This window comes from Shumkonia mesophila, assembly GCF_026163695.1.
Taxonomy (GTDB): Bacteria; Pseudomonadota; Alphaproteobacteria; order Rhodospirillales; family Shumkoniaceae; genus Shumkonia; species Shumkonia mesophila.
This window is the reverse complement of record NZ_JAOTID010000002.1, coordinates 174012-185824: the sequence shown is the minus strand read 5'-3', so window position 1 is coordinate 185824 and position 11813 is coordinate 174012. Positions and strand designations below refer to the sequence as shown.

General features: G+C 68.8%; 9 protein-coding genes. 5 read left to right on the top strand and 4 right to left on the bottom strand.

Annotation, left to right across the window (positions count from 1 at the left end; translation table 11 throughout):
* The first annotated feature begins 135 nt into the window (after nt 1-135).
* The 5 genes from ODR01_RS04355 to ODR01_RS04335 all read left to right on the top strand — a co-directional run bounded on the left by ODR01_RS04355 (nt 136) and on the right by ODR01_RS04335 (nt 6164).
* On the top strand, nt 136-2019 hold the full coding sequence (locus ODR01_RS04355) for a SurA N-terminal domain-containing protein (RefSeq protein ID WP_316976385.1): 1884 nt from the start codon (nt 136-138) through the stop codon (nt 2017-2019).
* Nucleotides 2020-2041: 22 nt separating this feature from the next.
* Nucleotides 2042-3550 carry an anthranilate synthase component I gene (trpE, locus tag ODR01_RS04350; RefSeq protein ID WP_316976384.1) on the top strand — a complete coding sequence of 503 codons (1509 nt, stop codon included), beginning with the start codon at nt 2042-2044 and terminating at the stop codon, nt 3548-3550.
* Nucleotides 3551-3739: 189 nt separating this feature from the next.
* Nucleotides 3740-4624 carry a response regulator gene (locus ODR01_RS04345; protein ID WP_316976383.1) on the top strand — a complete coding sequence of 295 codons (885 nt, stop codon included), beginning with the start codon at nt 3740-3742 and terminating at the stop codon, nt 4622-4624.
* A gap of 14 nt (nt 4625-4638) precedes the next feature.
* A complete protein-coding gene (locus ODR01_RS04340; RefSeq protein WP_316976382.1) occupies nt 4639-5451 on the top strand; it encodes a MotA/TolQ/ExbB proton channel family protein in 813 nt (270 codons plus the stop codon).
* Nucleotides 5448-6164, top strand: a complete 717-nt coding sequence (locus ODR01_RS04335; RefSeq protein ID WP_316976381.1) for an OmpA family protein — start codon at nt 5448-5450, stop codon at nt 6162-6164. Before ODR01_RS04340 ends, ODR01_RS04335 begins: the two co-directional genes overlap by 4 nt.
* 1 nt (nt 6165) lies before the next feature.
* On the opposite strand, the gene ODR01_RS04330 is transcribed toward ODR01_RS04335, so the two are convergent.
* The 4 genes from ODR01_RS04330 to ODR01_RS04315 form a co-directional block, all read right to left on the bottom strand.
* Entirely contained in the window at nt 6166-6705 is a 540-nt protein-coding gene (locus tag ODR01_RS04330) for a GNAT family N-acetyltransferase (protein WP_316976380.1), read from the bottom strand.
* Nucleotides 6698-7750: an aldose epimerase family protein gene (locus tag ODR01_RS04325; protein WP_316976379.1), complete on the bottom strand. Its 1053-nt coding sequence runs from the start codon at nt 7748-7750 to the stop codon at nt 6698-6700. The genes ODR01_RS04330 and ODR01_RS04325 overlap by 8 nt, the downstream gene beginning before the upstream one ends.
* A 259-nt stretch (nt 7751-8009) precedes the next feature.
* Complete coding sequence (locus ODR01_RS04320; RefSeq protein WP_316976378.1) at nt 8010-9191, bottom strand: divergent polysaccharide deacetylase family protein; 1182 nt, start codon at nt 9189-9191, stop codon at nt 8010-8012.
* A 59-nt stretch (nt 9192-9250) separates the two neighbouring features.
* Nucleotides 9251-11737, bottom strand: a complete 2487-nt coding sequence (locus ODR01_RS04315; RefSeq protein ID WP_316976377.1) for a heavy metal translocating P-type ATPase — start codon at nt 11735-11737, stop codon at nt 9251-9253.
* Between the last annotated feature and the right edge of the window lie 76 nt (nt 11738-11813).

Genomic DNA, 11813 nt, shown 5'->3' with positions numbered 1-11813 from the left:
GGGAAATTCCAATGTTGCGGCCAATCCCAGCCGCTTCTATGATGCCGCGCGTTCCTTGGAAAAAGCGCGCTAAGATCGGAATTCCAACCACTTACCGGACCCGACAAGGCAAACACGGTCCCCGAGAGTCCACCCATGCTCGAGACGATCCGCAAGTATTCCTCCTCCATCGTGATCAAGGTGCTGTTCGCCCTGCTGATCCTCAGCTTCCTGACCTGGGGTGTCGGCGATTTCATCAGCAGCCGATCCAACATCAAGGTGGTCGCCGAGGTGGGTGGCGTCGACATCTCGCCGGCCCAGGTCAACCGGGAATACCTGCGCGAGGTCGGCCGCCTGGAGCGCATGTTCGGCACCAAGCTGGACCGCGACCAGGCCCGGGCGCTGGGCCTGGCCGACATGACCATCGGGCGGATCGTCAACGAAACCCTTTATAACCTCGGCTCCCGGGCCCTGGGCGTCATCGCCAGCGACGCGGCGATCCGCACCGCCATCGAAAGGGACCGCAGCTTCGCCGACCAGACCGGGAAATTCAGCCGTTCGCAGTTTCAGCAGGTCCTGATGGCCAACGGCTATTCCGAGCAGGGCTACATCGCCCTGCTGCGCGAGGAACTGATGCGCGCCCAACTGGCCGGGACCGTCGAAGCCGGCGTCGTGCCGCCGAAGTCGCTGGTGGACGCCATCTACCGTCACCGCGCCGAGAAGCGCGTCGCCCAGACCCTGTTCGTCGCCGACGCCGCCATGACCGACATTGCCGAGCCGACCGCCGAGCAGCTGGCCGCCTTCCATGGCGAGCGGGCCGAACAGTTCACCGCCCCGGAATACCGCCGCCTGGCCGTCATCGACTTCCGCGCCAAGGACCTGGAGGGCGAGGTTTCGGTCGACGAGCAGGAAATCGGCGACCTCTATGCCCAGCGCCAGGAGGAATTCAACCGGCCCGAGACGCGCCACCTTCGCCAGATCGTCGTTCCCGACGAGGCCAAGGCCAAGGAAGTCCGCCAGCTTCTGGGCGAGGGGCGCGATTTCATGACGGTGGCCAAGGAAGCCGCCGGCCTGGACAAGGAAACGGTCGACTTGGGCGAGGTCAGCCGCTCGATGCTCCTCCAGGAGCTGGCCGAGGCCGCCTTCTCGCTGGCCGACGGCGCGATCAGCCAGCCGATCGAGAGCCCCCTCGGCTGGCACGTCCTCCAGGTGGTGTCGATCACGCCGGCCCACCGCGCCACCATCGACGACGCCCGCCCGGCGCTGATCGCCGAACTTAAGCGCGAAAAATCGGTCGACGCGCTGTTCAACCTGGCGAACAAGCTGGAAGACACCCTGGGCGGCGGCGCCACCCTGGAAGAGGCGGCGAAGAACCTGAACCTGCGTCTGCGCACCATCGAGGCCGTCGACGCCACCGGCAAGGACCCCGCGGGACAGCCCGTCGGCGACCTGCCGGCCGGCGGCCGGTTCCTGGAGACCGCCTTCGAAACCCCGGAAAACCAGGACAGCCTGGTGACCGAGGCGGGGTCGGACGCCTATTTCGTCGTCCATGTCGACAAGGTGACGCCGAGCGCGCTGCGGCCGCTGGACGAGGTCCGCGACCAGGTGGCCGCCGCCTGGAAGGCCAGCCAACGGGAAGCCAAGGCCAAGGCGACCGCCGACGCGCTGGTTGCCCGGCTGACGGGCGGCGAGGACATCGGCAAGATCGCCGGCGAACTCAAGGTCGAGGCCAGGACCACCGAGCCGTTCACCCGCCAGCCGGGGAACGCCGCGACGGCCCTGCCCCGCCCGGTGGTGACCGAGCTGTTCAAGGCCAAGGTGGGCGGCGCCGCCGCCGGCCGCGGCGACGACGGCTATGTCGTCGCCCGCCTCCAGGAAATCCTGCCGGCCGATCCGGCCACCGACGGCAACGGCGTCCAGGCGGTGGAACGCGCCCTGGCCGGCGCCCTGCGCGGCGACGTCCAGAACGCTTTCGCCTCGACCTTGCGCCAGGAGTTCTCGGTCAAGATCAATCGTCAGGCTCTTGAAGAGTCCCTGTAACCCCCAGCCTCCCGTGTCGGTCATGATTCCTCGTCCTGATTTCGATGGTTTCGCGCAAGCCTACGCCGAGGGGCGGCCCCAGGTGGTGTGGACGACGCTGGTCGCCGACCTGGAGACCCCGGTATCGGCCTTCCTCAAGCTGGCGGAGGGCCGGGCGAACAGCTTCCTGCTGGAATCGGTCGAGGGCGGCGCCATTCGCGGCCGCTACTCCTTCATCGGGCTGAAGCCCGATCTCATCTGGCGCTGCTTCGGCAACCGCGCCGAAATCAACTGCCGGGCCCGTTTCGACGCCGACGCCTTCTCGCCCTGTCCGGATGGCGCCATCGCCTCGTTGCGCGCCGTCGTCGAGGAATCGCGCATCGATCTGCCGCCCGGGCTGCCGCCGATGGCGGCCGGCCTGGTCGGCTATATGTCCTATGACATGGTGCGGCTGGTGGAGCGGCTGCCGGAAGCCAATCCCGACGTGCTGAAGGTTCCCGACGGCGTGTTCCTGCGCCCGACGGTGATCGCTGTCTTCGACAGCATCGAGGACGTGGTCACCGTGGTCACGCCGGTCCGGCCGGCCCCCGGCGTCGGCGCCGAGGCCGCCTACGACCAGGCGCGCGAGCGGCTGGGCGACGTGGTGGCCGACTTCGGGCGCGGACTGCCCTACCGGCGCGAGGCCGGCGGCGACGTCGCCGAAACCCCCGCCCCGACGTCGAACATGCCGCGCGAGCAGTTCCACGCCATGGTGCGCAAGGGCAAGGAATACATCCTGGCCGGCGACATCTTCCAGGTGGTGCTCTCGCAGCGCTTCGAGGTGCCGTTCAAGCTGCCGCCGTTCTCCCTCTACCGGGCGCTACGTCGCCTCAACCCCTCGCCGTTCCTTTACTTCCTCGATTTCGGCGGCTTCTCGGTGGTCGGATCGAGCCCCGAGATCCTGGTCAGGATGCGCGACGGCACCGTCACCATCCGCCCCATCGCCGGCACCCGCCGGCGCGGCAAGGACCGCGAGGAGGACAAGGCGCTGGCCGAGGATCTCCTGGCCGATCCCAAGGAACTGGCCGAGCACCTGATGCTGCTCGACCTCGGGCGCAACGACGTCGGGCGGGTCGCCAAGGTGGGCACGGTGCGGGTCACCGAGAAGATGATGATCGAGCGCTACTCGCACGTCATGCACATCGTGTCCAACGTCGAGGGGCGGCTCGATCCCCGCTTCGACGCCATGGACGCCCTGTTCGCCGGCTTCCCGGCCGGCACCGTTTCCGGCGCGCCGAAGGTGCGGGCCATGGAGATCATCGACGAGCTGGAGCCCGACCGCCGTGGCGTCTACGCCGGCTGCATCGGCTATTTCGGCGCCACCGGCGAGATGGACACCTGCATCGCGCTCCGCACCGCCGTGGTCAAGGATGGCCGCATGTATGTCCAGGCCGGCGGCGGCATCGTGGCCGACAGCGACCCCGAGGCGGAATTCCAGGAGAGCTGCAACAAGGCCCGCGCCCTGGTGCGGGCCGCCGAGGAGGCGGTGCGTTTCGCCGCCAAAACCGGCTGACCCCGGTTTCGGGGGAGGTGGGGGGCTTTTCCGGCCGTTCACCGCCCGACGATTGTAATTTGGGATTCCAATTGGCGTCCAAGTGGTGTTAGATTCGCGATGGCCATAACGTCGCGTTGGCTGCGGCACAATACGGAACGCGGGTTCCGTTAGAATTCGACCCCTGAAACAAAGAATGGCCGGATCCTGATGACGACCCCCAATTTCGAGAGTGCGACAGCGCTCGTCGTCGCTCCGTCGCGTGCCGTCACGGTTGAAGCCGAAACCGCCCTCAAGGAATTGGGCTTCGCCCACGTCTGGCAAGCCGGGTCGCTGGCCCAGGGCCATAAGCTTCTCCGCGAGACGGCGTTCGATCTCCTGGTCCTCGACAGCGTTTGGCCCGACGGCAATGTGAACGATCTGTTGACCGCCATCCGCCACGGCGAGGCCGGCGGCAATCCGTTCCTTGGCATCGTCATCTTCGGCGCCGACCGGAACGGGTCCGACGTCGGCTTCATCATGCGCCACGGCGCCGACGACTTCGTGACGTTGCCGCTCGCCGCCGTCAACCTGCTGAAAAGCCTGGAACAGTTGACCAAGGCGCGGCTGCCCTTCGTCGTCACCAGCGACTACGTCGGTCCCGACCGGCGGGCTGGCGAGGGCCGCAAGTCGTTGATCCCGCTGATCGAGGTCCCCAATTCCCTGCGCGACAAGGCAGCCGGAACCTACGAGGCCAACGCCATGGCGCGGGCCGTTGCCAAGACGATGAACGAGATCAACATCGAGAAACTGCAGCGGCATGTCGAAAAGGTGGGCATCCTGATCAACCGCGTCGGCCCGGACATGATGGTCGACGGCGTCGACGAGAAGGTGCGCACCTTCCTCGAAGAACTGATGTTCGTCGCCGACGACATCGCCCGCCGGGTGAAAGGTACCCACTTCGATGCCATCGTGGCGTCCTGCGGCCGGCTGGTTTCGGTCGCCAAGATCGTCCATAAGCGGACCGGCGTTCCCTCGACGAAGGAACTCAACCAGTTGCTGGACGCCGCCCAGGCAGTCATGAAGGGGTTTGCCGCCGCGGCCCTTGGCGGCTGATCGGAAGGACAGACGTGGATTTCACCACCATCCTCGGCCTCATCATCGGCATCACCGTCGTGACGCTGGCGATCATGACCGGTTCGGATCTGCATATCTTCGTCAATCTGCCCAGTATCCTCATCGTCATCGGCGGAACCATGGCGGCGACCCTCATCAAGTTTCCGATGGTCAGCGTGCTGATCGCCTTCACGGTCGGCATTCGCGCCGCCTTCATCAACGAAGCCGACAATCCGCGCGAACTGATCGACCTCGCCATCAAGCTCACCAAGCAGGCCCGTAAATCCGGCCTGGCCAAGCTGGAGAAACTGCGCATCGCCAACTCCTTCTTCAAGAAGGGCATCCAGCTGTGCGCCGACGGCCGCGATATCGACTTCATCCGCAAGATGCTGACCAAGGAAATGGACCTGGCCATCCAGCGCCAGGAGGTGGGCGCCAAGGTGTTCATGGCGATCGGCGATTCGGCACCCGCCTTCGGCATGTTCGGGACCCTGGTCGGCCTGATCCAGATGCTGAGCCAGATGTCCGATCCCTCCTCCATCGGCGCCGCGATGGCGGTGGCCCTTTTGACCACCCTCTACGGCGTGCTGATCGCCCATCTGGTGGCCCTGCCCATCGCCGAGAAGCTGATGGCCAAGATCGAGCAGGAGCGCGACAACCGCCTGCTGATCATGGAAAGCGTCGCCCAGATCCATGAGAAGCAGAACCCGACAATCCTGGTCGAAATTCTCGAGGCCTACCTGCCCGAGAAGCAGCGGCACCGCCAGCAGGAACAGGAAGCCCGTTCCGGCGCTCCCAGCCGGCGGGCGACGGACCTCAGCAAATGAGCGACCCCAAGCCCCGGCAGCGCATCACAAAGGGCTCTCCGGGCTGGATGGTCACCTTCGCCGACATGATGTCGCTGCTGCTGTGCCTGTTCATCCTCATCCTGTCGTTCGCCAAGGTCGACAGCAACCAGTTCCGCAAGAACGCCGGCCCCATCAACCAGGCCTTCGGCGTCTCCAAGACGCCGACCGACTTCACGGCGCCGCCGACGCCCAACATCATCACGTTGAACCCCTTCAAGACCGACCCGCGCCGGGCCGAGGAAAACCGCGTCCTGGTGCAGATCAAGAAGGTGATGGCCAAGGAAATCCTGCTGTCCATCATCGATCTCGAGGTGAAGGACAACCTGGTCATCATCCGCTTCCCCGGCAGCGCCGCCTTCGCGTCGGGCACCGCCGATCTGGCGCCGGAATTCATGCCGTCGCTGGGCCGCATCGGCGAGGTCCTGAAGAGCGCCAACGGCCGCATCTTCATCTCCGGGCACACCGACGACGTGCCGATTTCGACCGAGCGGTTCCGCTCCAACTGGGATCTTTCGGCGGCGCGCGCGGTATCGGTCGCCCACTACCTGCTGGCCGACCAGATCGATGCAAAACGCGTCATCGTCCAGGGTGCCGCCGACAGCCAGCCGCTGCTTCCCAACGATTCGCCGGAGAACCGGGCGCGCAACCGCCGCGTCGAGATCGCGCTGGAAATCCCCGTCGACAAGCAGTAGCTCAGCCGTTGCTTCGCCCGGCCTTCCGCCACCACCGCTCGTCGGCCAGGACCACCGAGGTATCGACCTGGCGGGCGGGGATCGACCAATAGGTCTTGAGCAGGCGGTCCTTGGTTTCGCGGTCCACCGGCTTAAATCCGTGCCGCCTGTAGAAATCGATGGCCCACGTGGCGGCCGCCCAGGTGCCGATCAGGGTCGGCCGCTCGGTCGTCGCATAGAGGGCCTTCATCAGGCGGCCGCCGATGCCTTGCCGCCGGGCGCGGGTGCGCACATAGGCGTGGCGCACCAGGGTGACGTCCTTGACGTTCTGCAATCCCATGACGCCAAGCAGCCTTCCCTCGGCCTCGCAGCCCCAGAAGACGACGCCGTCTTCGATCTCGTGGCGCAGTTCGGCCTCCGGCATGTAGGGATCGTGCCAGCGGTCGGCGGGAATGACGCCGCGATAGGCCTCCGCCGCGTCGTTGATGATCTCGACGATGGCGGGAACGTCGGCCTCGCCGCAGCGGCGGACGGCGGCATCGATTTCGGCGAAGTCAGTCACGGTGGGAAAACCTCCACAGCAGGCGGTGCGAATAGGTTTCGCCGGGGCGCAGGACGGTCGACGGGAACTGCGGCCTGTTGGGCGAATCCGGGAAATGCTGGGTTTCCAGGCACAGGCCGGCGGACGGACCGTAATGGGCGCCGCCCTTGCCGGCGAGGTCGCCCAGCTTGAACGCGCTGTATACCTGCACGCCGGGGGCGGTGGTCAGGACCTCCATCGTCCGCCCCGAACCGGGATCGGTCAGCACCGCCGCCTCGCGCAGTTCCCCCGCCTTGCCGTTGAGCACGAAATTGTTGTCGTAGCCGCCCTGCTTCGCGGTCTTGGCGGCGTCGCGACCGATCGTCTTTTCCTGGCGGAAGTCGTAGGGCGTGCCGGCGACCGGGGCGATCTCGCCGGTCGGAATGTCGGCGGCGTCGGCCGGCGTGTAGGCGTCGGCGTTCAGACGCAGCCGGTGGCCAAGGACGCTGCCGGACCCGTGGCCGGCGAGATTCCAGTAGGTGTGGTTGACCAGGTTGACGACGGTGGGCTGGTCGGTGGTGGCGGTGAAGGCGAGGTCGAGGAAATCGGCCCCCAGGGTGTAGACGGCCTCGGCCGTCAGCGTTCCGGGATAGCCCTCCTCGCCGTCGGGCGAGACGTAGCGAAGCCTGAGCGCCGGACCGTCCGCCGTCTCGGCCGCCTCGGCGTCCCACACCCGCTTGTCGAAGCCCGCCGTGCCGCCGTGCAGATGATGGACGAAGGCCGGCCCCTGGTTGGCGGCCAGCTCGTAGGCTCGTCCGTCCAGCGTGAAGCGCGCGTGGGCGATGCGGTTGGCGTAACGGCCGACCAGGGCGCCGAAAAAGGGATGGCGGCCGAGATAGGGGGCCAGGGTATCGAAGCCGAGCACGACGTCGCCTGTCTCGCCCCGGCGGTCCGGCACGTGCATCTCGGTCAGGATGCCGCCGTAATCGGTGATCCGGGCCATCAGGCCGCCGTCGCCTCGCAGGGTGAAGCGGGACACGGCGCGTCCCTGGTGCTCGCCGAAATCCTCTCGCGTGATGCGGCCCATCCTCTCCTCCCTTCCGGGCATTTCGATGCAGAGACTAGCCTTTTCCGCCGGCCGGTCAACCGGCGTTACCGTCACGGTCGGCCGCTCGCATTGGCAGATCGTATTCGCGTCTCCTCTCCGCCCCCGGGGGCGGAGAGGATCAAGGTCAGGTGGGGGATCTCCAGGGCGACAGCGGCTCCCCACCTCACCCGCACGCTTCGCGTGCACCCTCTCCGCCCCACCGGCGGAGAGGGTAAACAATGCTCCATACGAGCGCCGGTCAACCGGCGCTCGCCTGCGGGGGCCTGGCGCGCAGGATGGCGGTCAGCGGCACCAGGACGAAGCCGCGCTGCATCAAGCCGGGCACCCATGCCGCCAGCGCCTGCAGGGTGGCGTCGCGGGGATGGCCGATGGCGATGGCGGCGCCGTGGTGGCGGGCGATGCGCTCGGCCTCGGCCAGGCGCGCGTTGACCGCCGCCACCTCGTTGTCGTTGTCCAGAAAGACGTTGCGCTCCAGCAGCGGCACGCCGGCCCGGTGGGCCTCCCGCCCGCCCGCCGAATCCGGGGTGGTGCGCGAGTCGAGGAACAGCAGGCCGCGGGACCGCAACTCGGCCATGACCACCGCCATGGCGGCGGCGTCGCCGGTGAACTTGCTGCCCATGTGGTTGTTGATGCCGACATAGCCCGAGGCCCGTTCCAGCCCCCAAGCCAGCCGGCGGCGGATCTCGTCCGGCGGCAGGTCGGTCAGGAGCGCATTGGGGCCGGGATCGACGGTGCGGCTGGTCGGCTCCATGCTGACGTGCAGCAAAAGCTCGTGGCCGTGGCTGCGGGCCGCCGCCATCTGCTCGCCAAGGTCGTCGGCGTAGGTAAGGTAGGAAAGGGTCAGCGGCCCGCCGAGCCCCACGGCGCGGGCCGACCGTTTGCGATCGAGGCCCATGTCGTCGATGACGATGGCGATCATCGGCCGGCCGCCGATGTCGGGCGCCGCCAGGGCGAACCGTTGCCAGGCCGGCGCCCCGGCCGAGGCCGGCGGCGGCTCGCTTGGGGATGGTGTCGCCTGCGCCGGAGCCGGCGGCGCGGGAAGCGGCGGCGGGGGGGACGGCGCCACGTAGATGTCGGCCGGCAGCGCCTCCTCGTAGGCGCGCGGCGAGGCCTGCAGCCTGCCGTTGGGTTCGGGATAGATCGGCAGGTCCGGCCCGGTGACCAGGGCCGGCGGCGGCGCCTGCGTCTTGTACCAGGGCGTGGACCCCGGCGGCGCGGCCGGGCGGGCGATCTCGACACTGGCCGCCGGCACGGCGGGTTCTTCCCGCTCGCCGACCAGCCGCGCCGCCAGATAGCCGGCACCGATGCCGATGACGGCCAGCGCCACCAGGATGGCCTGGCGGCGGAGGTTGGGACCGCTTCCCGGCCGGGGCTTGCCCGGTCGCTTGGCGGCGCCTCTATGGTCGCCTCGCTGCTTCACCGCCTTAAGGTTCCTTCCCCTGCTCGCCCGCTACCCCGTAACCCAGGCGGCCGGAGGCGTCAATGGCGGCTTACCGTCGCCGCCCCCGTGGGCGCCAACATCGGGCGCACCCGGCGCAGGCGCAGCGAGTTGCCGAGCACGAACAGGCTGGAAAGACTCATGGCGCCGGCCGCCAGCATGGGGTTGAGCAGCAGGCCGAAGACCGGGTAGAAGGCCCCCGCCGCCAGCGGGATGAGCGCGACGTTATAGGCGTAGGCCCACACGAAGTTGCCGCGGATGGTCGAGAGCGTGCGGCGGGCCAGCATGACGGCGTTGACGATGCCGCCGAGATCGCCCGCCATCAGGATCACGTCGCCGGCCTCGATGGCGATGTCGGTGCCGGTGCCGATGGCGATGCCGGCGTCGGCCTGGGCCAGGGCCGGGGCGTCGTTGATGCCGTCGCCGACGAAGGCCACCTTGCGCCCTTCGCCCTGCAGGCGCTTGACCTCGGCCGCCTTCTGGTCGGGCAGGACCTCGGCGAGGACGCGGTCGATGCCGACGGCGGTGGCCACCGCCTCGGCGGTCCGCCGGTTGTCGCCGGTCAGCATGGCGACCGTGAGGCCGAGGCCGTGCAGGGCGGCGATGGCCTCGGCGCCGCCCGGCTTCACGGGGTCGGCCACCGCCACCACCGCGGCCAGGCGGCCGTCGATGGCAGCATAAAGCGGCGTCTTGGCCTCGGCGGCCAGCCGGGCCGCCGTTTCCCCCGCTTGGCCCAGATCCAGGCCGAGCTTCGTCATGTAGCGGTCGGCGCCGACCTGCACGCGCCGGCCCGCCACCGTCGCCTCGATGCCGTAACCGGGTTCGGCGACGAAGGTCTCGACCGCCGGCGGCACCAGTCCGCGCGCCTTGGCGGCCTTGACGATGGCCTGGGCGATGGGGTGCTCGCTGCCGGCTTCGGCCGCCGCGATCAGGGCCAGCACGGTGGCCTCGTCGTCGTCGCCGATCAGCCGGAAATCGGTCAGGGTCGGCCGGCCGAGGGTCAGCGTGCCGGTCTTGTCGAGGATCACGGTATCGATGCCGGCCAGGCTTTCCAGCGCCGCCCCCTGGCGGATCAGCACGCCCATCTCGGCCCCCTTGCCGGTGCCCACCATGATGGCGGTCGGCGTCGCCAGGCCCATGGCGCACGGGCAGGCGATGAGCAGCACCGACACCGTGGCGACGAAGGCGAAGCTCAAGGTGGGCTCCGGTCCGAAGGCCATCCAGATACCGAAGGTGACGGCGGCGATGACCATCACCACCGGCACGAAGACGGCGGCGATCCGGTCGGCGACGCGCTGGATCGGCGGCTTGCCGCTTTGCGCGTCCTCGACCAGCTTGATGATGCGGGCGAGCACGGTGTCCGCCCCCACCCGCGTGGCGGCGAAGGCGAAGGCGCCGTTGCCGTTGACGGTGCCGCCCACCACCTCGTCGCCGGCCCGCTTGTCGGCCGGCACCGGCTCGCCGGTGATCATCGACTCGTCGACGAAGCTCGCCCCTTCGATGACCCGGCCGTCGACCGGGATGCGCTCGCCGGGGCGCACCAGCACGACGTCGCCCGGCACCACGGCGTCGATGGCGATCTCGATCTCCCCGCCGTCGCGGCGCACGCGGGCGGTCTTGGCCTGCAACTGCATCAGCTTCTTGATGGCCGCCGAGGTGCGGCCCTTGGCCACCGCCTCCAGGTAGCGGCCGACCAGGATCAGCGTCACGATCACCGCCGCCGCCTCGAAGTAATAGGTCGCCGTGCCGGCGGGAAAGAGGCCGGGCGCCAGCAGGGCCAGCAGCGAATACAGAAGCGCCGCGTTGCTGCCGATCATCACCAGGCTGTTCATGCCCGGGCTGAGGTGGCGCAGTTCGGCCCAGCCGCTGCGATAGAAGCGCCGGCCGGCGTAGAGCATCACCGGCATCGTCAGGGCCAGTTCGATCCACCCCCAGGCGGTTTCCGGCAACACCTCCATGAAGACCATGTGCAACGCCGGCAGGTGGCGGGCCATGGCGATCGCCACCAGCGGCACCGTGAAGGCCGCGGCGAAGAAAACGGACCGTCGCAGTTCCGCGATTTCGGCGTTGCGCGCCGCCTGCTCGCGGTCCTCGCCGGCGGGGCCGCCGGCGGCCGCCCGCTGGGGCTCGTAGCCGGCCTTGCGCACGGCCTCGTCCAGGCGCTCGGGGCCGGTCATGTCGGGGAGGAAGGAAACCGTCGCCTTCTCGGTCGCCAGATTGACCCCGGCCGCGATGACGCCGGGCACCTTGGCCAGGGCCTTCTCGACGCGGGCCACGCACGACGCGCAGGTCATGCCGCCGATACCCATCTCCAGCGTCTCGACGACGGGCGTGTAGCCCATCTTGCGCACCGCGGCCACCGCCTCGGCGGCGCCGGCCTTGGCCGGGTCGAGGTCGACCCCGGCCTTCTCGGTGCTCAGGTTGACGGCGGCGCCGGCGGCACCGGGCACCCGGGCCAGGGCCTTCTCCACCCGCGCCACGCAGGACGCGCAGGTCATGCCCTCGACGCGGAAAGTCACGTGATTCATGGCAACTCCTTGGCGCCCCCACCCTGTCCCTCCCCCGCAAGGGGGGGAGGGAACGCCGGGGCGCGCGGCACGACGA